The sequence below is a fragment of the Chryseobacterium daecheongense genome (assembly GCF_003729955.1).
Lineage (GTDB): Bacteria > Bacteroidota > Bacteroidia > Flavobacteriales > Weeksellaceae > Chryseobacterium > Chryseobacterium daecheongense.
In genome coordinates this window covers 1,116,084-1,140,980 of record NZ_RJTX01000001.1, presented here as the reverse complement: position 1 = coordinate 1,140,980, position 24,897 = coordinate 1,116,084, and the positions used below count along the sequence as shown (strand labels likewise).

At 36.4% G+C, this 24,897-nt stretch carries 25 protein-coding genes; 16 read left to right on the top strand and 9 right to left on the bottom strand.

All coding sequences use genetic code 11. From position 1 onward, the window contains the following. Positions 1-160 precede the first annotated feature (160 nt). The 6 genes from EGI05_RS05235 to EGI05_RS05205 form a co-directional block, all read right to left on the bottom strand. Positions 161-1,321: a thioredoxin fold domain-containing protein gene (locus tag EGI05_RS05235; RefSeq protein WP_123261994.1), complete on the bottom strand. Its 1,161-nt coding sequence runs from the start codon at positions 1,319-1,321 to the stop codon at positions 161-163. A 135-nt stretch (positions 1,322-1,456) separates the two neighbouring features. Next, entirely contained in the window at positions 1,457-1,669 is a 213-nt protein-coding gene (locus EGI05_RS05230; protein WP_123261993.1) for a hypothetical protein, read from the bottom strand. Between the two features lie 144 nt (positions 1,670-1,813). Further along, complete coding sequence (locus EGI05_RS05225) at positions 1,814-1,963, bottom strand: hypothetical protein (protein ID WP_228428554.1); 150 nt, start codon at positions 1,961-1,963, stop codon at positions 1,814-1,816. Between the two features lie 214 nt (positions 1,964-2,177). Continuing rightward, positions 2,178-3,803, bottom strand: a complete 1,626-nt coding sequence (gene pruA, locus EGI05_RS05220) for an L-glutamate gamma-semialdehyde dehydrogenase (RefSeq protein ID WP_123261991.1) — start codon at positions 3,801-3,803, stop codon at positions 2,178-2,180. A gap of 158 nt (positions 3,804-3,961) precedes the next feature. Beyond that, on the bottom strand, positions 3,962-5,071 hold the full coding sequence (locus tag EGI05_RS05215) for a DNA topoisomerase IB (RefSeq protein ID WP_123261990.1): 1,110 nt from the start codon (positions 5,069-5,071) through the stop codon (positions 3,962-3,964). A 201-nt stretch (positions 5,072-5,272) separates the two neighbouring features. Next, positions 5,273-5,710 (bottom strand): DUF6526 family protein, encoded by a 438-nt coding sequence (locus EGI05_RS05205; RefSeq protein WP_123261988.1) that lies wholly within the window; start codon positions 5,708-5,710, stop codon positions 5,273-5,275. Positions 5,711-5,883: 173 nt separating this feature from the next. On the opposite strand from EGI05_RS05205, the gene EGI05_RS05200 reads away from it, so the two are divergent. Then, a complete protein-coding gene (locus tag EGI05_RS05200) occupies positions 5,884-7,653 on the top strand; it encodes an aminopeptidase P family protein (protein ID WP_123261987.1) in 1,770 nt (589 codons plus the stop codon). A 208-nt stretch (positions 7,654-7,861) separates the two neighbouring features. Here EGI05_RS05200 and EGI05_RS05195 read toward each other — a convergent pair whose 3' ends face one another. Next, positions 7,862-8,296: a phage tail protein gene (locus tag EGI05_RS05195; RefSeq protein ID WP_123261986.1), complete on the bottom strand. Its 435-nt coding sequence runs from the start codon at positions 8,294-8,296 to the stop codon at positions 7,862-7,864. A gap of 178 nt (positions 8,297-8,474) precedes the next feature. On the opposite strand from EGI05_RS05195, the gene mnmE reads away from it, so the two are divergent. From mnmE to EGI05_RS05130, 13 genes are all read left to right on the top strand, one after another. Further along, entirely contained in the window at positions 8,475-9,860 is a 1,386-nt protein-coding gene (mnmE, locus tag EGI05_RS05190; protein WP_123261985.1) for a tRNA uridine-5-carboxymethylaminomethyl(34) synthesis GTPase MnmE, read from the top strand. Between the two features lie 362 nt (positions 9,861-10,222). Continuing rightward, positions 10,223-11,320, top strand: coding sequence for a grasp-with-spasm system SPASM domain peptide maturase (gene gwsS, locus EGI05_RS05185; RefSeq protein ID WP_123261984.1), 1,098 nt, complete (start codon positions 10,223-10,225; stop codon positions 11,318-11,320). 421 nt (positions 11,321-11,741) lie between these two features. Next, positions 11,742-12,662 (top strand): helix-turn-helix domain-containing protein, encoded by a 921-nt coding sequence (locus EGI05_RS05180; RefSeq protein WP_123261983.1) that lies wholly within the window; start codon positions 11,742-11,744, stop codon positions 12,660-12,662. Positions 12,663-12,768: 106 nt separating this feature from the next. Continuing rightward, entirely contained in the window at positions 12,769-13,545 is a 777-nt protein-coding gene (locus EGI05_RS05175; RefSeq protein ID WP_123261982.1) for an SDR family NAD(P)-dependent oxidoreductase, read from the top strand. Between the two features lie 72 nt (positions 13,546-13,617). Beyond that, positions 13,618-14,325 carry an SDR family oxidoreductase gene (locus tag EGI05_RS05170; RefSeq protein WP_317125044.1) on the top strand — a complete coding sequence of 236 codons (708 nt, stop codon included), beginning with the start codon at positions 13,618-13,620 and terminating at the stop codon, positions 14,323-14,325. A gap of 18 nt (positions 14,326-14,343) precedes the next feature. Next, positions 14,344-15,096, top strand: coding sequence for an SDR family oxidoreductase (locus EGI05_RS05165; protein WP_123261980.1), 753 nt, complete (start codon positions 14,344-14,346; stop codon positions 15,094-15,096). Between the two features lie 7 nt (positions 15,097-15,103). Continuing rightward, entirely contained in the window at positions 15,104-15,523 is a 420-nt protein-coding gene (locus EGI05_RS05160; protein WP_228428553.1) for a hypothetical protein, read from the top strand. 15 nt (positions 15,524-15,538) lie between these two features. Beyond that, positions 15,539-16,285, top strand: coding sequence for an SDR family oxidoreductase (locus EGI05_RS05155; RefSeq protein ID WP_228428574.1), 747 nt, complete (start codon positions 15,539-15,541; stop codon positions 16,283-16,285). A gap of 206 nt (positions 16,286-16,491) precedes the next feature. Further along, positions 16,492-17,328: an SDR family oxidoreductase gene (locus tag EGI05_RS05150; RefSeq protein WP_123261978.1), complete on the top strand. Its 837-nt coding sequence runs from the start codon at positions 16,492-16,494 to the stop codon at positions 17,326-17,328. A 25-nt stretch (positions 17,329-17,353) separates the two neighbouring features. After that, positions 17,354-18,160: an SDR family oxidoreductase gene (locus EGI05_RS05145; RefSeq protein ID WP_123261977.1), complete on the top strand. Its 807-nt coding sequence runs from the start codon at positions 17,354-17,356 to the stop codon at positions 18,158-18,160. A 50-nt stretch (positions 18,161-18,210) separates the two neighbouring features. Then, on the top strand, positions 18,211-18,987 hold the full coding sequence (locus EGI05_RS05140; RefSeq protein WP_123261976.1) for an alpha/beta fold hydrolase: 777 nt from the start codon (positions 18,211-18,213) through the stop codon (positions 18,985-18,987). A 31-nt stretch (positions 18,988-19,018) separates the two neighbouring features. Continuing rightward, positions 19,019-19,933 carry a helix-turn-helix domain-containing protein gene (locus tag EGI05_RS05135; protein ID WP_123261975.1) on the top strand — a complete coding sequence of 305 codons (915 nt, stop codon included), beginning with the start codon at positions 19,019-19,021 and terminating at the stop codon, positions 19,931-19,933. Positions 19,934-20,035: 102 nt separating this feature from the next. Continuing rightward, the gene (locus tag EGI05_RS05130) at positions 20,036-21,151 is read left to right on the top strand and encodes a serine hydrolase domain-containing protein (RefSeq protein ID WP_123261974.1); all 1,116 of its coding nucleotides are present in this window, start codon (positions 20,036-20,038) and stop codon (positions 21,149-21,151) included. 9 nt (positions 21,152-21,160) lie between these two features. Here EGI05_RS05130 and EGI05_RS05125 read toward each other — a convergent pair whose 3' ends face one another. Then, positions 21,161-21,739, bottom strand: a complete 579-nt coding sequence (locus tag EGI05_RS05125) for a Crp/Fnr family transcriptional regulator (protein WP_123261973.1) — start codon at positions 21,737-21,739, stop codon at positions 21,161-21,163. A 437-nt stretch (positions 21,740-22,176) separates the two neighbouring features. Between EGI05_RS05125 and EGI05_RS05120 the strand changes: the two genes are divergently transcribed. After that, positions 22,177-22,752 (top strand): isochorismatase family protein, encoded by a 576-nt coding sequence (locus EGI05_RS05120; protein WP_123261972.1) that lies wholly within the window; start codon positions 22,177-22,179, stop codon positions 22,750-22,752. Positions 22,753-22,827: 75 nt separating this feature from the next. Beyond that, positions 22,828-23,556, top strand: a complete 729-nt coding sequence (locus tag EGI05_RS05115; protein ID WP_123261971.1) for a pirin family protein — start codon at positions 22,828-22,830, stop codon at positions 23,554-23,556. Positions 23,557-23,755: 199 nt separating this feature from the next. Here the strand turns inward: EGI05_RS05115 and EGI05_RS05110 are convergent, their stop codons facing one another. Beyond that, positions 23,756-24,691, bottom strand: a complete 936-nt coding sequence (locus tag EGI05_RS05110; protein ID WP_123261970.1) for a LacI family DNA-binding transcriptional regulator — start codon at positions 24,689-24,691, stop codon at positions 23,756-23,758. Positions 24,692-24,897: the final 206 nt, after the last annotated feature.

The window sequence follows — 24,897 nt, the reverse complement described above, 5'->3', positions numbered from 1 at the left end:
GATTTTTGGCTTATGTGAACTTTAAACGACATGACTTTCAGCTTAAGTAACTAAAGTGTTCAGAAAAAAATTATACAGTAAAAATCTTTTGCGACTTTTGTGGTTTTATAGTGTATTAAAAGAAATCGCCAGTTAAAAACCGGCGATTGATATTTGTATATTAAAGGCTTTTCAATAGCTTTTCAGTGTCTGCATAATCCTGTCCTGTGCTTTTTGCCAGTTCAATAGATTTTTCTGCCCAAAGTTTTGCATTCTTTTTATCACCGATCTTATTGTAAAGATTGGCTAAAGTATCCGTATTGGCATAATTCTGATTTTTCTTTACGGATTCCTGTGCCCAAGCTACTGCTTTTTCTAAAGAAGTTTTGTCGTTAACATTTTCAAAGAAATTCCATGCAACAGAATTCAATTCTTCAGAACTTGCTGCGGAATAATCTCTATAAGTTTCCAAAGCCAGCTTTTCATATGTAGCAAAATCCTTTTCTTTTAAAGCTCTGTTTGATTTTACTTTTGTTAGAATTTTTGCTGCTTCCTCTTTACTTAAGAATTTCTGAGCTTCAGCCATGAAATAGCTGTCATTCCAGGTCTTAGTGTCTGTATTATAAGATTTCTTCACCACAGAATTCAATTTGATATTCTTATCGAACTTGTCATATTTATCTGCAGGCAGAATTTTAGTAATATCTGCTTTCTTTTCCTGGAATATTTTGTACAATGGGCTGTCTGTACTTTGTGTTGCGGAAAGCAGCATCTGAATATCTTCCTGGTTCAGTTCTGTTTTAGCTTTGAAATAACGTTCCAGCACTCTTCCGGCAAACTCGGCATCGTTATAAATTGTTAATCCGGCAAGATTCTTTAAAAATTCAGGATCTTTTTCTCCTTTTTCAAACTTTTGCTTTAAAGCGGCCAGTGTTTTATTAGGGTCTTCTGCATCTTTTGCGAATTGGATAAAGTCATTCTCTTCCACATAGCCTAATGTTCTGTGTACTTCCTCTCCATTTCCGTTGATGAATAAATAAGTAGGGTAGGCTTTTACGTTGTATTTCTTGGCAAGGTCAATTCCTTCTCCTTTTTCCATATCAATTTTAGCATTAATGAAATGGCTGTTGTAATAATCACCTACAGATTTAAGCGGGAAAATGTTTTTTACCATCAGTTTGCATGGTCCGCACCATGAAGCATAGGCATCAACAAAGATAAGTTTATTTTCTTTTTTCGCTTTGGCTAAAATGGTAGCGAAGTTGCTGTTTTCAAATTGGATTCCCTGTGCAAAAGCAAAAGCTCCGATAAACAGAGAAGAAAATAGGGCTATTTTTTTCATAATACTTTTTATTGGCTACAAATGTAATAATTATGTTAACACATAAGTCGTTCCAGAATGAAAATAGTTACGAACTGTTATTGTTTTTTGCAGAACAATAAAAAATCCGCAGCGAAGCTGCGGATTTGTGATCTTTTATTTTGTTTTGGAACTGTCGGTTTTTACAGTGGCCGTGTCCGAAGGAGTTGCAGGAGCTGGTTCTGAATGGGCAACCGCTGTATCTCCCATACTATTTCTTAAAGAGTCTTTATTCCTGCTTTCTTTAAACTCTTCTCTCTTTTCTTTATTCTGGGCGCAGCTTCCTAAAAACAGTAAGCCTACTATTGTTCCCATCCATAGTTTTTTCATAATAATTATTTTAAGATAGTAATCAAATATAATGATTATAAGATAAAGATAAAAGATGTTTGTCAACCTTATCTGGTCATGAATAAAAAAAATCCACAGAACTTTCATCCGTGGATTTTCCATTTTACGTTAAACATGTTGTATTTATTTAACAGGTGTCGTGGATGCTGAATCCATTTTAATCTTGATACTGTCAGGATTGGTCGTTTTAGTAGTCATTGTATCTGTCGTAGTAGGCGGTACAGTTTGTCTTGTATTGTCTACTGCTGTCGAATCGGTACTACTGGATGACATAGAGGACTCTTTAGTTCCACAACTTACTGCGAGTAATCCTAACCCGAAGGCTGCTAACATTAACTTTTTCATATAAATTATTTTGTTTGGTGTGATAAAGAAAGTCCAATAATTATTCCGAATACGTCTTTCTGCCTATTAAAAAAGAATAAAATGATATAAAGTTTGTTAAATAAAAAAGCTCCGGAATTTCCGGAGCCTATATTACTTATTACTATCCCAAATACGGATACTTGTAATCCTTAGGAGAAACAAACGTTTCTTTAATACTTCTTACGGAGGTCCATCTCAATAAGTTCATTTTAGAACCTGCTTTATCATTAGTTCCGGAAGCTCTGCCTCCGCCGAAAGGTTGTTGCCCTACAACAGCACCCGTCGGTTTGTCATTAATGTAGAAGTTTCCTGAAGCATTTTCCAATGCTTTGAAAGCTTCATTGATCGCATAACGGTCTTGTGCGAAAACGGAACCTGTTAATGAATAAGGAGAAGTAGAATCTACCAGTTTCAATGTTTCTTTCCAGTTCTGATCTTCATAAACATATACAGATAGGATAGGCCCGAAGATTTCTTCTACCATACTTTCATAATGAGGATTGGTAGTTTCGATCACGGTCGGGTGTACAAACCATCCTTTAGAATCATCACATTTTCCACCGATCACTACATCAGCTTCACTGGATATATTCGCTCTTTCGATGTAGCCTTTGCATTTTTCAAATGAATTCTTATCGATAACAGCATTGATGAAATTGGACGGATCTTCCGGAGAACCTATTTTAATAGAGTTAATCTGAGTTTCCATTACCTTTTTCACATCTGCCCAAAGAGATTTAGGAATATAAGCTCTTGAAGCCGCAGAACATTTCTGTCCCTGATATTCGAAAGCACCTCTTACCAAAGCGGTAGCCACTGCCTCAACATTCGATGAAGGGTGAGCAATCACGAAGTCTTTTCCTCCTGTTTCCCCAACAATTCTCGGATACGTTCTGTAGTTATGAATATTGTCACCGATCATTTTCCACATTCCCTGGAAAACTCTCGTAGATCCTGTGAAGTGAAGACCTGCAAAATCAGGATGTGCCAATACTTTTTCAGCTGTTTCTTTTCCGTCTGTGAAGATCATATTGATTACTCCTGCAGGAAGGCCAGCTTCCGTTAAAACATCCATAATAACTTTAGCAGAATAGATTTGCTTATCTGAAGGCTTCCAAACTACTACGTTTCCAAGCATCGCCATACAAGTAGGAAGGTTTCCTGAAATAGCCGTAAAGTTGAAAGGAGTTACCGCAAAGCAGAATCCTTCAAGAGGTCTGTATTCCACACGATTCCAGATTCCATTGTCAGAAACCGGCTGTTCAGAATACATTTCCGTCATGAACTCTACATTGAATCGTAAGAAATCAATGAATTCACAAGCAGAATCAATCTCAGCCTGATGTACATTTTTAGATTGCCCGATCATAGTCGCTGCATTGATTACATCTCTGTATGGACCTGCTAAAAGATCAGCTGCCTTTAAGAAAATAGCGGCACGTTGTTCCCAACCCAGCTCATTCCATTCTTTTTTTGCTGCCAATGCTGCATTGATGGCGTCATCTACATGCTGCATAGTCCCTCTGTGGTAAAACCCGAAGTCATGAGCATGATCCTGAGGAGACTGAAGCTGAACTTTATCATCCGTTCTTACTTCTTTCCCATTGATCACCATTGGAATTTCTGTCTTTTCCGCCCACATTTTTTTGTAAGTGGCGATAAGGCTTTTCACTTCCGGAGAACCCGGGGCATAAGAATTTACTGGCTCGTTTACTGCTAATGGTACTTGCGAAATTGCTTTTGACATATTATGTTGTATTATTTTTAATTGCGAATGATACAAATTTACAACAATTATTTGATGTCAATAGTCAATTTTACTTCGTAAGTGAATAGCGAATTTCCGAATCAGATAAGAAATTGACTATGAAATAAATTGACTGTTCACTTATTGACAAAATACTATTACATCTTTTCATTTTCTAATATTTTGAGCACCAGTTTTTCTTCCTGCGTAAGATCCGCTTTGTCATCATTGGCTTCAATAACTTCCAGCTCATCAAGGTATTTTTTTATAGTATTATTTTCATACAGATTGATCACTAAAGGATGGACATAGTACTTTTTGCAGACTGCGACAGTATTGCCGAGATGAGACGCTACAATATCTAACGCCTCTTTTACTTTGCTTTTATATTCAGCATTGCTTTCGGCGTAGCCTATCTCTTTAAATGCGATCAGAGCACTTACGGTTCCTGACCATGTCCTGAAATCTTTGGCCGTAAAATCTTCCCCGCTGATTTCTTTGATATATTCATTCACCATCCCGGAATCTATGGAATGACGGTTTCCTTCATCGTCATAATATTGGAAAAGCTCTTTTCCGGGAATATCTTTACATTTTTGCACTAATCTGGACAATCTCCGGCTTCTTAAATCAATATTGTGCATGATCCCTTTCTTACCTTTAAAAGAAAAAGTAATTTTTTGTCCGTTAATTTTTACATGTTTGTCTTTAAGAGTGGTTAATCCGAAGGAGCCGTATAATTTTTCATAAGCATTATTCCCGATTCGGATATTGGTTCGTTGCATTAAGCTTACAATGAGGGCAAGAATCTTCCTTTTTTCAAAATTCCTCAACGCAAGATCTTTTTCAATCTGTAACCGCATTTGTGGTAATGCGTACCCGAACTGAAGCATCCTGTAGAACTTCGTATGATTTCTTAAAGCGCTCCATAACGGATGATAACGGTATTGTTTTCTCTTCTTGGCATCAAGACCTGTTGCCTGAAGATGACCATTCTCCAATGCGCAGATCCATACATTTTCCCATGCGGGAGGAATAACCAGTTTATTGATCCTTGATATTTCGTCTCTATCCGTGATCTTTTCCCCGTTCTTATAATAATATGAATATTTTTTTCCTGTCTTTTTCCTGGTGATTCCGGCGGTTTCTGCATCGGTAGTATATACTAGATGTACCGCCTTTGCAGAAGCTTCCGGATCATTCATGATTTTGACGATTTTTGAAGGCTTCAGGTGGGAAATGAGTTCCAGTTCTGTATTCTTCTCCATAAGGTGTGGTTAAGAGTTTCTACCCTTCGAAAAGATTAAAAAAAGAATAACGACAACTGCACAGACTAAAAGTATTCCCCACCACATTCCGGCCTTGAAAATGGTCTCCACTGCCTCACAACTGGTTAATAGTAATAAACTGAATATGCTAAAACCGTAAAAACTTAACTTTTTCATGATATTTATATTTGGTGATTAGTATTACACTCTTTGATGGTCGGGCTTCCAGATTGTAATAGATCTTTTGATCTCATCTCCTGAAATATTTTCATGAAGTGCTTTATACAAGAGTTCTTTAAACTCTTCATCTTCAGCAAATCTTAAAGCGGCAATCTGACTGAAGCTCAATTTCTCGACAACATCATCTGATCTTGTATTGAACATTTCAAAATACCGCTGTCTGAATTCCAGGATAACGACACGGTTCTGAATCCCCAATGCATAATGCTGCCTGACCATAATGGCCAGATAAAAAAGCAGGGAAATAATAATGGAAAATAAAATCCAGACCAGTTTATGCTGAGGATCATTCCAGATATTGTAAACGCCCAGAACTTCGAGCAAAATCAATAAAGGAAGATAAATAAAATGATGCGGCGGATAATATTTCCTGTGATTTTTATAATTCTGCTTTTTCATATGATAAGATATAGCAAGAATCTTTCCAAAATGTTATATTATTAATGGTAATTGTTGTTTTTGTGTATTGAAATTATGTGAATATTTGATTTATCTTAAAAATTTATCATTTAATGTAGTGCAGGGTTTCGACATTAAATTTTTTGTAACTTTCGGTTTTTAAAAATTAGAAAATGACTTCAAAGGAAAAAGTAGCTGCGCTTCGTGAAGAAATGCAGAAAAATAATGTTGATGCATTTATAGTATATTCAGCCGATCCGCATATGAGCGAATACTTGCCGGAAGAGTGGCAGGAAAGAGCATGGTTATCAGGATTTTTAGGTTCCGCAGGATTTGTGGTAGTAACTAAAGATAAAGCCGGACTTTGGACAGACGGAAGGTACTTTACCCAGGCTGCCATTGAACTAGAAGGCTCTGGAATTGACCTTTTCAAAGACGGGATTGAAGGAACACCCAACTATATCGACTGGATCATTTCTGAAATTCCTGCAGGCGGAAAGGTGGCAGTAAACGCTTTAGCAGCTTCCAATGCAAACTGGGAACTGCTTTCACAAAAATTAAATTCAAAAAATATCACCTTAGTGGATCTTCCTCTTTTAAAGCAGGTATGGAAAGAAAGAGGAACCCCATCTAAGAACCCGATATTCGTGCATCCTGTGGAAAGGGCAGGGAAATCCGTGAACGATAAAATTGCGGCGATCCGCCAGAAAATGGAAGATCAGGAAGCTACGGTTCATGTCATTTCAAGTCTGGATGATGTAGCCTGGACGTTGAATTTACGTGGGAGTGATGTGGAAAGTAATCCTGTGTTTTTAGGATATATCATCATTACTAAAAACGATGCAATTTTATTTACTGATCTTGAAAAGCTGGAAGTGGAGGCCAGAAAACAACTGGATGATTCCTTTGTGAAAATGATGCCTTATGAAGAGTTTTTCAATCATCTGAAAACATTCAGGAATGAAAAAGTATTGGTTTCTCCGAACAGTAATCAATTGATTTTTGAAACATTAAAAGCGGATAACCAGTTTATCAAAGCTGCTGTTCCAGGAAATCTGATGAAAGCCCAGAAAAATGAGGCTGAATTGGAGGGGTTCAGAAAGGTAATGGTAAGAGATGGGGTAGCGATGGTGAAATTCCTTTACTGGCTAACTCATAATGCCGGAAAAGAGGCCATGAATGAATATTCTATCGGAGAAAAATTAAGAGGCTTCCGTGCAGAAGGAGAAAATTTTGTAGGAGAAAGTTTCGGAAGTATCGTAGGATATAAGGATAATGGTGCCATCATGCATTATTCGGCAAAAAGCGAAGGTAGCAAAGAGGTTACTAACGATGCAAGTATCCTGGTAGATTCAGGAGGTCAATATCTCGAAGGAACTACGGATATTACCAGAACATTAGCTTTAGGGGCCGTTTCTGAAGAATTCAAAAGAAACTCAACTTTAGTTTTACAGGGAATGATCCGTTTGTCTATGGTAAAATTCCCAAGAGGAACGAAAGGAGTACAATTGGATGCTATTGCAAGACTTCCTCTTTGGATGGAAGGAAAAGATTATAATCATGGAACCGGACATGGAGTGGGAAGCTTTATGAATGTACACGAAGGTCCTCAGAATATCAGAAAAGATATGAATCCGCAGGAACTGCTTCCGGGAATGGTCTGTTCCAATGAGCCAGGCTTTTATGTAGAGGGAGAATACGGAATCCGTCATGAGAATCTGATTGCGGTAAAGGAATCAGAAAAAACACCATTCGGAACGTTTTATGAATTCGAAACACTGACGTTCTGTCCGTTCTTCAAGGATACTATTGTAAAAGAAATCCTTTCAGAAAAAGAGATTGAGTGGTTAAATGCTTATCATAAGACATGCGAGGAGAAAATAGGCCCTTATCTGGAAGGTGAGGTTAAAGATTGGTTTTTACAATTAGTAAGCCCGCTTTAATTAATAAAAAATAAATATAAAAAGCCCGGCAACATTTGTTGCCGGGCTTTTTATATTTACCGTATTTTTACGGATATCGCTATAGGGATTTTCCTGAGATATTGAAATGAGGCAGGTTCTATCTTTGTCCTATCAAAAACATCATTCATAACTTCATATAACTTAGTAAATTCAAAAGCGGTAAAATCATCTCATTTCTGAGGTGATTTTATTTTATGCTCTCAATAGACATTCCTTCATGAGTCAGCACAAGGCTTTCCGTAGCTACCTGAGAATCATTACTTATCAATACAGGTCCGATGTATTGGGAAGGAAAGCAATTCTGAAGTTTCCAGACGATTAATGGATTATGCTGATCATCGAGCAACTTGATTACCACATCGCGTCTTTCCACACTTCCGAAATATTTTGTTCTGATCCAGTTGAAGAAATCGTTATCTCCCTTTACAATGGTTCTTTTTAAGGTGACATCGGAAAATTTTAATAATCCCGGTGTTTTCATTTCTGAGTCTAGCTTGGAACTTCCTTCTCTTACGGAAATAACATCAATGTGCATGTCTAATCCGGAAACTTCCAGAAAATCGATTCTGTTTCCGCCCCATTCCACCTGGAAATGGTAACGGTTGATAACTTTTGGTGGCATGATTAACAGTTTTTAGTGTATATAAAGGTACTGATTTTTAAATAATTGCTCATTGATAAATGATGATTGCTCAATGTGAAGCTCTTTCATCTCCAATTTAAAATGTATAATTTTCACATAGACAATCCGTATGACTTTCTACTGCAAAAATTGCCGCTAAAAAACTTACCTTTGCACTATGAATAACGATACCATTTGTGCACTGGCTACAGCCAATGGAATAGGAGCTCTGGGAATCATAAGAGTTTCCGGAAATGATGCTTTACCGATAGTTCAGAAAAGTTTTCCGACAAAGCAGTTGGAGAAACAAAAGTCCCATACTATCCATTACGGTTATTTCATGGATGGGGAAGAAGCGATTGATGAGGTGATGCTTTCCATTTTCCTGGCTCCGAAAAGTTTCACTACTGAAAACTCAGTGGAGATTGCTTTTCACGGTTCGCCGCACATTGGAAAACGTATCCTTGAAACCCTGATCAAAAACGGGGCGAGAATGGCCAAAGCAGGAGAATTTACGCTTCGTGCTTTCATCAATGGAAGAATTGACCTTTCCCAGGCAGAAGCCATTGCGGATGTGATTGCATCTGAAAATGAGGCCTCCAGAAAAGTAGCAATCAATCAGCTGAAAGGAGGGATTACCAACGAGATATCGTTATTAAGAACCGATCTTCTGAATTTCGTTTCTTTAATTGAACTGGAGCTTGATTTTGCCGAAGAAGACGTAGAGTTTGCAGACAGAACAGCCCTGACTCAATTATTGAACAAAATCGAAATAAAATTAAATTCTCTTATTGAAAGTTTCCAGTATGGAAATGCCATCAAAAATGGAACAGCTGTTGCGATCATCGGAAAGCCAAATGCTGGAAAATCCACTTTACTCAACGCTTTATTAAAAGAAGAAAGAGCTATCGTCAGCAATATTGCGGGAACAACCAGGGATACGATCGAAGAAGTTTTGCATATCAAAGGTCATGCTTTCCGTCTGATCGATACCGCAGGATTGCGTGAAACAGCAGATGAAATCGAAGCTATTGGAGTAAAAAAAGCCAAGGAAAAGGTGGAAAATGCCAATATTCTGGTCTATCTGGCCGATGCTGCAACAGAAGATTTTTCAGAAGATATCGAAATGATCCAATCTTTGCTGAGAGACGATTTGAAGCTGATTATTTGTGCGACCAAGATCGATGAAGTAATTCCCACAAAATATGAAGCGGTAGAAGATATTTTCCGAAAAGCAATTGCCAATGATTTTGATTTTATCAAGATTTCAGCAGTTGAGAACCAGAATATTCAGGATCTTAAAAATGAATTGTCTTCTTATGTGGAACAGTTAAAATCCGAAGAAAATAATGTGGTTATTACCAATCAACGCCACTTTGAAGCGTTGCAAAAGTCTTTGGATGCTGTTCATAAAGTGAAAGAAGCGATTACATTCCAGATCTCTACGGAATTATTGGCGTATGAACTGCGTAATGCGTTGGAACATTTAGGGGAAATTTCAGGGGAAGTCACAAATGATGAGGTGTTGGGAAATATTTTCTCAAAATTCTGTATCGGGAAGTAACCGTATCTACGAAAACAACATCAATACCACATAAATTATTTTATTAAAAATTGCAAGGTACATTGTTCTTTGTGTTATCTTATTATGCATAAATTATAATAGGAATGAAAATTTCCTCTCCGAAAATTAATAAAGCAAGTTCATGTTGATTATTTTAGAGCACCAAATGGTGTTTGTCAAAAATTAATAATTCTAATCACCATTAAATTTTAAAATTAATATTTCCAATAAAACATAGAGCATAATTGATGGAAATTTTAAATTTTCGTATCCCAAGTTAAATATTCTAAAAATACAGCTAAAAAAAGCAACAAGACAAAAATTTCCCGTTCACCAAAACATTATTCACTTTTGTATTAAAGATGTTTTTAAAACTATTTGACTCCGTTAAAATTACTAAAGGTATTAAAAATTCTATTATTTTTGATACTAATACAGGCTTTTTAAAGCTTATTCCGAATGCTTTCTTTGACTTACTATCAAATGAAAAGCAAAATTATGCTGTATTAAAAAAGCAATTAGACCATGATAGTTTAGAGGTTTTAGAAGAATACCTGAATTTTATCATTGACAACAATTTAGGATTTATAATAAGTTCTAGAAAAGAATTGCAGAGTTTCCAAAGCACCTCTTATTTTAATGAAACACCTTCTTATGTTGATTATTTAATTTTAGATATTAATAGTTCTGGTATTTTCAATGACAATTTAGTACAGCAGATTTGTAGTTTAAAGATTAAATACATACAAATCAGATTTTCAGAAGTAAGAGTAAACGAAATAATAGAAATAATTTCTAAAATAGAACAGCTTAATGATTCTAATATCAATGAAATATCAATTGTTGTAAAATATGATGTTCAGCTTCTTTCATTTGTGAAAGAAAATCATTTTAAAATTTCAAATAAATTTCTTCATTTTATACTACATTCATCCGAAGAGCAAGATTTTCAGATATTAGACCATGTTTACTTAAGTATTATTAAAAATAGAATTACAATTCCTTTGAGTTGTGGGCTAATTGATTTAAAAAATGTTAACCTTAATCGCTTTTTTTATTTAGAGGCACAGCAATACAATTCTTGCCTTTACAAAAAAATAGCAATAGATTTTGATGGCAATATTAAAAACTGCCCCTCAATGGCTCAAAATTTTGGAAATATAAAAGATACAACATTAAAAAATGCTTTAGATCATCCTGAATTTAAAAAATATTGGAACTTAACCAAAGATAGTATCGAAGTCTGTAAAGATTGTGAATTCCGTTATATATGTACCGATTGCAGAGCATACACAGAACAAACCCATACTAACAAAGAAGAATTAGATACTTCCAAGCCTTTAAAGTGTGGCTATAATCCTTACACTGGAGAATGGGAAGAATGGAGTACAAATCCATTAAAACAAAAAGCAATACAGTATTATGAGACATTTGAAAGGGGCGAAAAAATTAATGGATAATTAATTTAAAATTTCATTATTTTTAATTATATTTTTGATTTTCAATCATTTGCGTTTTTTTTCTAATCTATATTACAAACACAGATTTTCTAGATGCAATCAATCTGGATAGCTTTTGTTTATCACATACTATTAGGGAAGTGGCTTGTAGTACATATGGAAACAAAATTCGCAATTGTTACAGGAGCAGGTTAGGAAGTGTTACTGTAATATGGGCTATCTATGGGAGCTTTTAAAAACCTCCATTCGTTTTGTTAATCTTCATTTTGAATAAAATAATCCGGATTATGGATAATCCGATCAGAGAATATATCAGCAATTTTGTAGTATGATCTAAGTCCTCTTTATTTCAGTCTGCTGAATATATTGATGTTCTCAAAAAATTTTAAATTTATAATCCTTAAATATTGAATTGGTGAACTTGTCTAAAAATATTGAATCCAACTCTCTGTACGAACTTTATAAGACTTTGGAGTTACCCGTAGATCTATTTGAACTCACGGAAGGTTTTACCATTTTCAATCTCAATGAAATTGGATTCAGCTTACCTTATAGTTCTTCTTCTTTCAGACCTAATTTCTTTTCTTTTTTGCTTGTAAAGAATGGTCAGGGAAAATACTCTATCGATGAATATTCCTTTGATGTTGCTCCAAACTCCGTTTATTTTACGAATCCAAGTAATTTCAGAACATTTAGTTGGACAGAGATAAACGATGTTTTATTGATCACATTTGATGAAACGTTTTTAAAAAAGTATATTGGCAGAGATGTGTATACGGAATTCCCATTTCTTCTGACGGAAATCGTGAGACCCAAAGTAGTTTCTGATAGTTTTTTTCAGGAACTTAAATATATCACAAGTTTAATTCATAAAACATACAAAGGAAAGTCAATTGCCAAGTATAATATAATTGGACATTTCTTAGCAATTCTCTTGTTTAAAATCAAAGAGCATATTTGGATTGATTACAATCCAATTTATGAAGGTAACAGAAGTTCGACTATAGTTATAAGCTTTAAACGGATGTTGGAACAACATTACAGGGATATAAGTTCCGGTAGGGTTGAGACAGTATTCAGGGTTCAGGATTATGCAGAAGCACAACATCTTCATCCCAATTATTTGAGCAGTGTAATCAAAAACAAGACTGGGAAATCCATTGCGATCTGGATTGCAGATAAAACACTTTCCGAAGCAAAAGCACTTCTTCAAAACCCAGAAATACCTATCAAAGAAATCAGCTATAAACTAGGCTTTTCAGAATCCGCGCATTTCAGCACATTCTTCAAAAAACACGAAGGGATTTCACCTGTTCAATACCGAAAGTCCTCCGTTCTTTAAAATTCGAAACTCTATCTTTATTTGGCGTAAGAATTTACTTCCATCCAGGTTCTAATTTTGTTTCATCAAATAGCAAAATGCTTTTGACAAATTAAAGCCGAATAAAATGGGACGAATATTTATAACAGGATCATCAGACGGACTTGGTATGATGGCCGCAAAATTATTAATGGAAGAAGGACACCAGGTTGTACTTCATGCAAGAAATGAAAAAAGGGCAAAGGATGCATTAAAAGCTAATCCAAAAGCGGAATCAGTACTTATCGGCGATCTTTCCAGTATAGCGGAAACGGTTGAACTTGCTGCTAAAGCTAATGCAACAGGTGAGTTTGACGCAATAATTCATAATGCTGCAATTGGATATACTGAAGGAAAAAAAATACTGACAGAGGACAAGCTACCTCATGTCTTTGCCATAAATAGTTTAGCCCCATATATACTGACCTCACTCATTGAAAGACCAAAAAGATTGATCTACCTCAGTAGTGGGCTTCATAGAGATGGAGATAGTAGTTTGACTGATATACTTTGGGAACATAAACCTTGGAATGGCTTTCAGGCTTATGCCGATTCCAAACTCCACAACGTTTTTCTAGCCTTTGCTGTTGCTAACAAATGGAAGAATGTATTTTCCAGTGCATTGGAGCCAGGATGGGTAGCTACCAAAATGGGAGGTCCCGGAGCGCCAGACAGCCTGGAAGACGCCCCGCAAACACAGGTCTGGCTAGCTGCATCCACCGATCAGGAAGTCCAGACTTCCGGAAAGTATTTTTACCATAAAAAATTAGAAGTTACGCATCCGGATGTTAACAACACGGATTTACAAGAGCTTTTCCTTAAGAAATGTGCTGATATATCAGGCATCAAATTTCCAATGGTTTAAGTAGCCGACATACCCATAATTTTAACAAATATAATCGAAACAATGAAAGAACTAACCAACAAAGTAGCAATCGTGACAGGCTCATCCAAAGGAATTGGAGCGGAGGTTGCTAAAAAATTAGCTTTAGCAGGGGCTAAAGTGATTGTCAATTATGCAGGAAGCTTTGCTGACGCAGAAAATGTTGTGAATATGATTAAAGAACAAGGTGGTGAGGCTACCGCTATCCAGGCTGACGTAAGTAAAAGTGAAGATGTTAAAACTCTTTTTGACAAGGCCATGGAGTACTATGGTCACATTGATATCCTTGTGAACAATGCAGGTATCATGATGACAAAATTAATTAAGGATACAACAGATGAAGATTTTGAACGCCAATTCAGTATAAATGTTAAAGGGGTATTCAATACCTTACGCGAAGCAGCAAATCGCCTGGCAGAAAACGGCTGTATCATTAATTTCTCAACGTCCGTAAACCGTATGATGCTGCCAGGGTATGGCACATATACAGCAACAAAATCAGCAGTTGAACAACTGACAAAAGTTTTTTCCAGAGAGATAGGCCGTGGCATTAATGTTAACTCTGTTTCTCCGGGACCCACTGCTACGGCATTGTTCCTCAATGGCAAATCAGAAGAAACGATAGATCGTTTAGCGTCACTTAATCCCTTTGGCAGAATAGGCCAACCGGAAGATATCGCAGATACTATCGTTTTTCTTGCCAGTGACAAAGCAAAATGGATCAATGCTCAAAATATCGGGATCAATGGTGGAATGGCTTAAATTTTAAAATAAATAAACATGTATTCATTAAATAATAAAGTAGCCCTTATTACGGGTTCTGCCAGAGGGCTGGGAAGAGCCATAGCAGAACGTTATGCTGCATTGGGTGCAGATATTGTCCTGAATTATTCCAAAGATACAGCTTCCGTTAAAGAGGTCGAAAGTAATATTCGTGCTATGGGAGTGAAGGTTATTTCTGTTCAGGCCGATGTAAGTAAAGTAGATGATATTAAACGACTTTTTGCAGAAGCAAAAAAAGAATTCGGTAAAATTGATATTGTGGTAGCAAATGCCGGAATTGAAATGGTAGAAACTCCAGTTACAGAATTTACTGAAGAGCAATTTGATCGCTTATTTTCTATAAATACGAAAGGTAGCTATTTTACCATGCAGCATGCGGCATTAAATATAGAAGACAATGGACGAATTATATATATAGCATCTAGTACTACAGCTTTTCCTATTCCAGGGATGGCGGTTTATGGAGGAAGTAAGACTACTCCACGTTATTTAGTTGATGTCCTGTCCAAAGAAATCGGACACCGTGGCGTTACTGTCAATTCGATTATACCATTTGCTGTGGACCATTCAGGAATTTTTGCAGAAAAAGGAAGTTATCCCGAGCTCCGAAAATCATTGATAGACAGTTGCCCAATGGGAAGGCTGGCTGAAGTAGAAGATGTCGCAAACATTGCAGAATTCTTTGCCAGTGATCTTTCTTCTTTTGTCAACGGACAGCACCTGTTAGTAAACGGGGGTGCCAATCAATAATCAGAGAATGAATGGATTTAAATCTATCGTACCAGTTTTGCTCCTGTGTTTTTTACAAGCCTGCGGGCAGATTGGTAACCACAACCATCAAATTATTAAACAAATGGATTTCACAAAAATCAAGAATATAAAAGTACAGGCTGCTATTGAAGCCTGGCAAAAAGGCGATACGACGCTTTGGTTGTCATTTTTCACTACTGATACAAAACTATTGGATGATGGTCATCTTAGAGATTTTAAGAAATTTTCTAGCGAAGCTATTGGACATGAACGTTTTATCACTATTGACAAGGTGGAAAATAATGGAATGAATATTTATGGAAGATTTCATAGTGATACGTGGGGAGACTTTAAGACCTACTTTAAATTCCATTTGAACAAAGAGGGTAAATTTTACCAACTGGAAATAGGACAGGCAAAATATTAAAATTCTCAAGAGGTAATTAACAATCAAAACAACATTAAAATGAAAACATTAACAAATAAAAGAGTAATTATTCTTGGCGGAAGTTCTGGATTAGGACTGGCAACCGCCCAAGCAGCGGCATCTTATGGTGCGGAAGTCATTATAGTATCTAGTAATCAGCAAAGAATTGACAAAGCATTGGAAACTTTGCCTAAAAACAGTAAAGGTTTTGCTATTAGCCTTGATAAAGAAGAAAATATAAGAGAGTTCTTTGCCGGGATAGGCAACTTCGATCACTTGGTTTATACGGCTGGCGAAAATATATCCATGAGCATGGTTGATGATACGGAAATAGAAAAAGGAAAGGACTTTTTTACCATTCGTTTTTGGGGTGCGTTTGCAGCGATTAAATATGGTAAGCAATATATCAATGAAGGCGGAAGCATTAACTTAATGAGTGGCAATTTCGGACAACGTCCTGCTGCCGGGTATAGTTTGGGTGCTTCGATTTGTGGTGCTATGGATGCTTTTACAAAAGCGATGGCAATAGAACTGGCTCCGATACGGGTAAACAATATTGCCGCCGGAATTATTGATACCAATCTTTGGGGTAATATGAACGATAGCGACCGCGAAGCTTTTTTCAAACATTTGGAAAATACCCTGCTGTTAAAAAGAGTGGGTAAACCAGAAGACATTGCACAAGCATTTGTTTATTTGATGACACAAACCTATACCACGGGTCAATCATTGATTATCGACGGGGGTGCTGTATTGGTTTAATTCATGAGCTTTTCAACCAAGTATATTTGAGCTTTCGAAAGGATTGATGAACTGAAAAAGTGGCCATCACCATAAGTTCCAGGTTTCTGGGAAAAACCATAATCCTTATTTTGGATAATCATTATCGCGTTTTGGTTTATTAAAGCTTTGGTATTCATAAGACATTTGCAATATAAATAAATGTCAAACAATCAAATATCAAAATTATGAACAAAACAGTATTGATTACAGGAACATCATCAGGGTTCGGAGCTTCCGCAGCGAACTACTTTGCAGAGAAAGGTTGGAATGTGATTGCTACCATGAGGGACACAAGCAAGGCTACCGGCTTTAAGAATTCGACAAATCTTTTTATTACCAAATTAGATGTTGAAGACACGGCATCTATACAATCAGCTATAGATGCTGGTATCGAACGTTTCGGTAAGATTGATGTATTGGTAAACAATGCAGGCTATGGTCTTTTCGGAATTTTTGAAAGTGCAAGCCGGGAAGCCATTCAAAATCAATTTGCAGTAAATGTATTCGGGGCTATGGATGTAACCAGAGCTATACTTCCTCATTTTCGTGAAAACAAATCTGGGGTTGTTATCAATGTAAGTTCTGGTGCAGGGGCCATTGGCTTTCCAATGGCTTCTATTTACAGTTCGTCAAAATTTGCATTGGAAGGTTGGTCAGAAGGGCTTAGATATGAATTAGCATCTTTAGGTATTAAAGTGAAAGTAATTGAGCCGGGAGGTGCACCAAAGACAGGTTTCCTTAATCGTGTAGGAGGAGAAAGCACAGGTCTGCAATTGATTTCGGACTACGTTCCGTTTCTGGAGCAAACCGGAAAAATGTTCCAATCTATGGCGTTAACTTCTGATGAAGATGCTGTAGAAAAAGTTGTGTCGGCTATCTATGAATCCGCAACAGACGATAATGCCCGTCTTCGATATTCCCCTACTCAAGATATACAGCCTATTTTGAATGCCCGTCGCTCGTCTTCTGAAGAAGCCTATCAACAGTTTACCGACAGCATTTTCACACAAGCTAATAATTAACGATTAATTCATAAAAAGCTTTTAAATGAAAACAATATTTATAACCGGATCTTCTTCCGGATTGGGAAAGGCCACCGCCAAATTATTTGCTCAAAAAGGGTGGAATGTTATTGCTTCTATGCGGCATCCTGAAAACGAAAATGAACTTGTATCAATTCCTAATATCCATCTTTTACAGCTTGACGTAACCAATAAAGAATCCATTCAGAAGGCTGTTGAAGCAGCTATCCAAATAGGTTCCGTTGATGTTGTATTTAATAATGCCGGTTATGGATTAACCGGACCTCTCGAAGGATATACGGATGATCAGATTACAAGACAGTTTAACACAAACGTACTGGGCGTAATCCGTGTAACCCAGGAATTTCTTCCTCATCTACGCGAAAGAAAGGAAGGGTTAATTATAAACACTACCTCAATTGGAGGTCTGGTTACTTTTCCTTTCAGCTCAATATATCATGCTACAAAATGGGCAATTGAAGGTTGGAGCGAAAGCATGTCGTATGAGTTGGCAACCCAACATATTAAGATCAAAACCATTTCTCCTGGAGGAATCGCAACGGATTTCATGACCAGATCCATCGATATGGGAAAACATGAGGCTTACGCAACATATTTTGACAAGTTTATCGCAGGTTTTAATAATCCTGATAGCCCTTTGCAATTTTCAGCTCCGGAATCCATTGCAGAGGTAGTGTATGAAGCTGCCATTGATGGTAAAGACCAGCTAAGATATCTTGCAGGAAATGATGCTGTATCTACCTATGAATATAGACTAAATAAGGGCAGTGAAGCTTTCAGAAAAGGTGTGGTAAAAGGATTGATTGGCTAATTCAATTCGTGCTAATTTGCTTAAATTTATCAATTGAAAATAACGTTACCATGATTAAAAACATAACCACAACCATAGCATTGACTGCAATCGCGATTATAGTGCTTTCTTTTATGTCAAAAAAAACAAATCGTGATTTATCTGTCAAAAATATCGTACTTGTACATGGAGCTTTTTTAGATGGTTCCGGCTGGGAATCTGTATATAATATCCTTACAGAAAAAGGATACCATGTATCAGTTAGTCAACATAAATTACAAAGTTTAGAAACTGATGTGGCAGAGGTAAACAGAATTATTGATCAGCAGACGAGTCCATGTATATTGGTTGGTCATAGCTATGGCGGTGTTATTATATCTCAGGCAGGTAATAATAACAAGGTTTCGGGACTTGTATACATTGCAGCTCATGCTCCTGAAGCTAATGAAAAAAGAAGTGAACTTTTCCGGAAATATCCTCCATCTTACACTTCATTGATAAAAGGAGAAGATGGCTATGACTATATTGACCCAGAGCGTTTTCCCGAAGATTTTGCGGCTGATCTGCCAATACGTAAAGCAAAATTTATGGCCAATTCTCAAATGCCTACAGCGGATATTTGTTTTCAGGGATTAATTGATAATCCAGCATGGAAAATAAAACCCACATGGTATATGGTTGCTAAATCAGATAGAATCATCAATCCGGACCTCGAGCTTTTTTATGCGCAAAGGATGAAAGCAAAAAAGATCGTGGAGATTGGAGGGGGTAGTCATTCTATATATACCTCCCGGCCAAATGAAGTAGCCAACCTGATAGATGAGGCAGCAAAGGCTTTATCTAAATAATTAACAACTGCCATAGGTTTAAAAAGTAATAATGATAGATAAATCAGTTCCTAAAAAGGAAATACAATATTATAAATCAATTTCCGATTTATGCAAGGCACTTGGTGTTCGCAAACCAGCCCATCCATTGATTGTCATAATCAATCACGATGAAATATCTTCAAATAAAGTGCGCTATCTGGTTCATGATTTTTATATGATTTCATATAAAAGTAATTTGAAAGGAAAATTAAAGTATGGGCAGGGCTATTATGATTTTGACGAAGGGGGATTGATATTTGTCGCTCCCAACCAGGCATTGTCAGTTATTGATGACGATGAATGCAGAGGACGAAGCATATTTATCCATCCAGACTTTTTTGCTGGACACCCTTTGTTTAAATCAATTACTAAGCACGGATTTTTCGGTTATAATATCAATGAAGCCCTACATCTTTCTGAAAGAGAAAGAGATAAAATTCTCCATGTTTTTGAGGATATTAATGATGAATTGGAAACTTCAATTGATGATACCAGTCAGGAACTGATCATTTCTTATATAGAAGTCCTTTTAAATTATAGTAACCGATATTACAAACGTCAGTTTATTACAAGGAAAGCTGTTAATAGTCCTGTAATAGAGAAATTTGAAGCCTTGTTAAATAATTACTATGTTACAGGATTAGCTTTAGAAAACGGGATTCCATCCGTAAAGTATTTTTCTGATCAACTCAATGTTTCCTCTGGATATTTAAGTGATTTATTGCGAAGTCTTACGGGTCTTAATAGCCAACAGCACATTCACGCAAAATTAATTGAGGTAGCCAAACAAAAACTTTCTACTTCAGAACTCACCGCAGCTGAAATTGCCTATGAGCTGGGATTTGAATACCCACAGTCTTTCAATAAACTCTTTAAAAATAAGACGGGCATGACACCGCTGGAGTTTAGGGAACATCTTAATTAATTCACATTCTATTTTAGCTGTAAACAACATTATCATTGTAATAATATGTATATGATAAGGTTGTATATTTTATAAGAATATTGATTTTGATAAAAACCATCAATGAATACAACAAAAAAATACATCACGTTATTATTTCTGCTTCTATTTTCATCAAATATATTTGCTCAAACAATTGAATCAATGGTACAAAAATTGGTTGATTCAGTTTATGCAGCGAATCCAAAAGCTGCTGGTTTTGCACTATATGTAGAAGCCCCGGATCAACATCTTTCCTTCGGTTATGCGGTTGGATATTCAAATAGAGAAACAAAGCAAAAACTGACGGCAGACCAGCCCGTACTGATTGCCAGCCCGACCAAACCTTATGTAGCGGCCGCCATCTTGCGATTGGTTGAAAAAGGAAAATTGGATATCAATCAGCCGATAAAAAAATACCTTACTCCGATGTCTGAAAAGGTATTGTCAAATGCTGGCTATAAGACAAATAGTATCACCTTAAAACATCTTTTATCCCATACATCAGGTATAAGAGACTATGTGGACGAAGGCTATTTTAAATTTATCGGGGAGCATCCAAAACATGAGTGGACGCGTGATGAGCAAATCGAAAGAGCAGCCGGACTAGGTAAACCATTGTCAGATCCTGGCGAAGGTTTTCACTATGCAGACATTAATTTTGTTTTACTTACTGAAGTTATAGAGAGTGTAACACATCAGCAGTATTACAAAACAATGAGAAAACTGCTAGGCTATAAAAAGCAAGGTTTGAAAGTTACCCGATTTGCAAAATTTGAGAATGCACATAAAAATACTGCTCCACAGGCACATCAGTATTGGGATGAATTTGGATGGGGTACATATAACCTTGATCCTTCCTGGGATTTATATGGCGGTGGTGGAATCGTAACAAATGTGAAAGAGATGGCTGTTTTTTTTCAGCAACTTTTCGGCGGTAAGATTATCAAAAATAAAAATGTTCTCGCTCAGATGACAACCGATGTACCGCCTAATTTGGAAATAAATTATTGTCTTGGCGTTCGCAAAATTAAGTACGCTGGACTTTTAGGCTACAATCACGGAGGAGGATTGGGAACAGACCTTATTTATATTCCTCAGTTAAATGCCTCCATAGCAGTGGTTTCGCTCGAAGCTGGTCACCGCCCTATCGCAGTTGAGATCAGTAAGAAGATAGTGGGTTTACTTAAAAGACAATAAAGAATTAAATTACCGGAAACTCTGCTTCCTGATTCTGCTAAGCGTTTCTCGAGAAATTCCCAGGTAAGAAGCAATCTGGTGCAAAGGAAATCTCTGAATCATATCAGCATGATGGGTCACAAAGCTTTCATATCGTTCTAAAGCACTAAGACTTATGGCATCATCAACACGTTTCTGTGAAGCAATATGATTGTTTTCACTCATTTTCCAGAACATATCTTTTACTGAAGGAATTTCCAGAAAAGCATCAAGATTAGGTCTCGGCAAAATCAGTAATTCTGTGTTTTCCCAAGCTTCGATATAGTATTTGGAAGGTGTTTGATTTATAAAACTCTGGCGATCAACAATCCACCAGTTTTCTACAGCCAATTGTAGAATGTACTCAATCCCGTGACTGTCAACACTGAACTGTCTCGTTGCACCTTTTAGGATGAAACCTGTGTAAGGACAGACATTTCCTTCCTCAAGAAAATATTGTTTTTTTCTTAATTTTTTCGGCAACAACAGCGACTGAATCTTCTCTTTTTCTTCAGCCGAAAGATTAGAATTGCTGTAGCGTTCTATATATTCAAAAAGTGGTTCGTACATTTTATTTTTTGGCAATAAAGAAAATTGTATCTATCAAATTTAAAAAATTTCGTTTGATTGTCTTAATTATATTTCATTTGAAAAATACGAATACTAAAAAATCATCCTTTGATTTCTCAAGACGATTTGCTATCAATCTGAAAATAAAAAGTTCTTTATTTTTCCGATAGCTTCTTCCATATTTAATGCTTTAGGCAATTTTTCTTATGGCCGATTTTCTTTTTATTCTTTATTCAAAATTAAATGGGAAAAATACAATCCTATTATTAATCAATTAAAAATCAAACACTTAATTAAATTCATTGACATTTGTCACAGGTTTTTTGTATCAATTATCACCGTTTCCGGGAAGTAACTCAGCCTAATTTTGTCCTGTACAATAGCACTTACACGGCTGAAGTACAGAATAAAATAATATTAATTTAAATACATTTATTATGCACGCAAAAGCATTCAACCCGGAAAACGCAGCTATTCTGCTCATCGATCATCAGACAGGAACAATGGCATGGACACATTCTCATGACATCAACCTGGTAAAACAAAATGCAATCAAGCTGGCAAAAATTGCAAAAGCCCTTAATCTTCCTGTGATTTTGACATCCAGTATGGAAGACCACGTTCAAGGACCACTGATTCCCGAATTACAGGAAATCTTACCTGATGCTTATGAAGCCCGAATCAAACGTCCTGGAATTGTAAATGCGATGCATCACGAAGGCTTCAATGAAGCGGTAAAAGCGTTAGGCAGAAAAAAACTTTTTGTGGCAGGTGTTACTACAGAGATTTGTGTTACTTTCCCTGTTTTACAAATGCTGGATGAAGGCTATGAAGTACAGGTTTCTGCGGACGCATCGGCTTCTTACACTCAATACGGCGATAATCTGGCTTTGGAAAGAATGAGACAGGCGGGTGCCATTATCACAACCGTTGACCAGATTATTTCAGAATTGGCTATTGACTGGACAAGTCCGAACGGAGAGAAATTGGTTGGAATTTTAAATTATCATTAAGATTGATTTACAAAAAGAAACATCGTTTCAGAGTGTAGAGTGGTGTTTCTTTTGTTTTAAAATTAAACGTACATCATGAAAATTATCAGGGCTTCAGAAAAACATATACACGGAAATCAGACATTTCACGTTGAAATACTTTATCCGGGAGCTAATCTCGGAAAAAACGATACAGGATTTTTGACCATCGGAAGAATTGACCACGCTTTATTTAAACCTCCCGGTTTGGTTCCGATGCATCTGCATCAGGATGATGAGATTTTTTCCTATATCCGTTCAGGGAAGATGATTCATCTGGACAGCACGGGTAAAAAAGAACATCTGAATAATTCTTATATGATGCTGATGAATGCCGGAAGCGGAATTTCACATGAAGAAAGTGCCGAAGAAGATGTGGAAATGCTGCAAATCTTTATGCGACCTTCTGAAAACGGTTTGCCGCCTCAGGTTCAATTTCATCATTTTGAAAATATTTTTAGTGAAAATACCTGGAGATTGATTGCTGGAAACAGGGCTGATTCACTATTGAAATTAAGAGTTGAGACCAATATTTTTGACATCAGGTTGCAAAAGGATAATATTGTGAAAATTCCAGACCTGAATGAAGAAGTTGTCAATTTTATTTACTGTTTCAACGGCGATATCAGAATCGGAAATGAAACGATTGCAAAAGGTGACAGCGTGATTCTTGAAGAGAATCTTCCCATTGAAGCAGTTACAGAAAGTGACCTTGTTTTGTTTCAGATAAGAAAAGAACCCAAATACAGCGACACAGGAATGTTTAGCGGGAATAAGTTCCATTAAAATTTTGATTGTAAAATAGACAAAAGCCTTTGGGATTCCAAAGGCTTTTCTGTTGTTTGTCATTATTTACAGAAATTAACCGAATAGAAAATATATAACCGGATTAAAAGATAAATAATGTATCATGCAATTAGCTGTTATTAAATTTGTTCACCTGATTTAAAGATTTTTTTAGACTATCAAAAAATATATTTCAAACTTAAGCAGGTTGATTTTTTATGATTGTCAATAATTTCATCGCAGCCGTTTTTCCCATTTCGAAGCCATCATTAATGATACATTCATAGGAGTCGTCCAGATATTTGGGGAGAATACCCTCTGTAATAGCGACGACCTTGGCTTTTGAGGAAGCCGTTTTTTTGTTAACAAGTGAACTGTGCAATCCGGCTAGTGTTTCGTCACTCATCACAAAATAACCGTCGAAATCTTCATAATCAAGGATGATGCTCATTTTCTCCTTTACCATATCGGCGGAATCGCAGTAGATGACCTTACACTTTACATCTTTATGCTTATCAATAACCTCTAAGAAATAATTTTTCCGGGCTTGTGATATTTCCAGGTTTTCATCACCGAAAATAGCAATAATATTTTTACAGCCAGCTGTTATGAGCTTTTGGGCAGCAGTCTGTGCATAAAGCCTATTGTCAAATATCACCTCTTCAAATATATTTTGCGGAATGGTCTTATCAAAAATAACCAACGGAAGTTCCAGCTCTTTAATTTTATTGAAATGGCTGAGGTCTTTCGTCTGTCTGCTGAGAGAAATTAGGATGCCATCTACCCTTGAGTTGATGCAGGTAAGCAGGTTTTCTTCTTCCATACCTAAAGATTCTTCCGAAGAAAGCACAAAAAAGTTATACCCTTCCGAGTGCAGCACAGAAGAAATCCCTTTAATAATAGAAGGAATAAAAAACATCGAAATTTCCGGGATGATAAGCCCGATAACCTTTGATGATTTTTTCCTGAAGTTAATGGCAAAGTCATTCGGGACATAGTTAAAAGTATCTGCAACCTCCTTCACACGCTGTTTTACGGAGTCGCTGATGTCCGGATGGTTTTTAAGCGCTCGAGACACCGTGGAGGTGCTGATATTAAGCATTTTTGCAATGTCCTTTATAGTGATTCTTTTCATTTTGGGTTAATAGAGCATATTTTTGGGATAATTTAGTAATGATTTTGGTTGTTTTAATCGTTAAAAAACGTTAAATATAAAGGATTAAAAGTTAACAAAACGTTAAAATAAAATTTTGTTATTAACCGCAACCGATTGCGCAATCGGTTGATATTAACGTAGAATTAATATAATATTCAAACTGCATTTTTGATATCTTAAAAAAA

Bases quoted from the DNA above. Each gene is read 5' to 3' on its own strand.
- EGI05_RS05235 (WP_123261994.1), bottom strand. From the start codon at position 1,321: ATGAAAAAAATAGCCCTATTTTCTTCTCTGTTTATCGGAGCTTTTGCT.
- EGI05_RS05230 (WP_123261993.1), bottom strand. From the start codon at position 1,669: ATGAAAAAACTATGGATGGGAACAATAGTAGGCTTACTGTTTTTAGGA.
- EGI05_RS05225 (WP_228428554.1), bottom strand. From the start codon at position 1,963: ATGTCATCCAGTAGTACCGATTCGACAGCAGTAGACAATACAAGACAA.
- pruA (WP_123261991.1), bottom strand. From the start codon at position 3,803: ATGTCAAAAGCAATTTCGCAAGTACCATTAGCAGTAAACGAGCCAGTA.
- EGI05_RS05215 (WP_123261990.1), bottom strand. From the start codon at position 5,071: ATGGAGAAGAATACAGAACTGGAACTCATTTCCCACCTGAAGCCTTCA.
- EGI05_RS05205 (WP_123261988.1), bottom strand. From the start codon at position 5,710: ATGAAAAAGCAGAATTATAAAAATCACAGGAAATATTATCCGCCGCAT.
- EGI05_RS05200 (WP_123261987.1), top strand. From the start codon at position 5,884: ATGACTTCAAAGGAAAAAGTAGCTGCGCTTCGTGAAGAAATGCAGAAA.
- EGI05_RS05195 (WP_123261986.1), bottom strand. From the start codon at position 8,296: ATGCCACCAAAAGTTATCAACCGTTACCATTTCCAGGTGGAATGGGGC.
- mnmE (WP_123261985.1), top strand. From the start codon at position 8,475: ATGAATAACGATACCATTTGTGCACTGGCTACAGCCAATGGAATAGGA.
- gwsS (WP_123261984.1), top strand. From the start codon at position 10,223: ATGTTTTTAAAACTATTTGACTCCGTTAAAATTACTAAAGGTATTAAA.
- EGI05_RS05175 (WP_123261982.1), top strand. From the start codon at position 12,769: ATGGGACGAATATTTATAACAGGATCATCAGACGGACTTGGTATGATG.
- EGI05_RS05165 (WP_123261980.1), top strand. From the start codon at position 14,344: ATGTATTCATTAAATAATAAAGTAGCCCTTATTACGGGTTCTGCCAGA.
- EGI05_RS05160 (WP_228428553.1), top strand. From the start codon at position 15,104: ATGAATGGATTTAAATCTATCGTACCAGTTTTGCTCCTGTGTTTTTTA.
- EGI05_RS05150 (WP_123261978.1), top strand. From the start codon at position 16,492: ATGAACAAAACAGTATTGATTACAGGAACATCATCAGGGTTCGGAGCT.
- EGI05_RS05145 (WP_123261977.1), top strand. From the start codon at position 17,354: ATGAAAACAATATTTATAACCGGATCTTCTTCCGGATTGGGAAAGGCC.
- EGI05_RS05140 (WP_123261976.1), top strand. From the start codon at position 18,211: ATGATTAAAAACATAACCACAACCATAGCATTGACTGCAATCGCGATT.
- EGI05_RS05135 (WP_123261975.1), top strand. From the start codon at position 19,019: ATGATAGATAAATCAGTTCCTAAAAAGGAAATACAATATTATAAATCA.
- EGI05_RS05130 (WP_123261974.1), top strand. From the start codon at position 20,036: ATGAATACAACAAAAAAATACATCACGTTATTATTTCTGCTTCTATTT.
- EGI05_RS05125 (WP_123261973.1), bottom strand. From the start codon at position 21,739: ATGTACGAACCACTTTTTGAATATATAGAACGCTACAGCAATTCTAAT.
- EGI05_RS05120 (WP_123261972.1), top strand. From the start codon at position 22,177: ATGCACGCAAAAGCATTCAACCCGGAAAACGCAGCTATTCTGCTCATC.
- EGI05_RS05115 (WP_123261971.1), top strand. From the start codon at position 22,828: ATGAAAATTATCAGGGCTTCAGAAAAACATATACACGGAAATCAGACA.
- EGI05_RS05110 (WP_123261970.1), bottom strand. From the start codon at position 24,691: ATGAAAAGAATCACTATAAAGGACATTGCAAAAATGCTTAATATCAGC.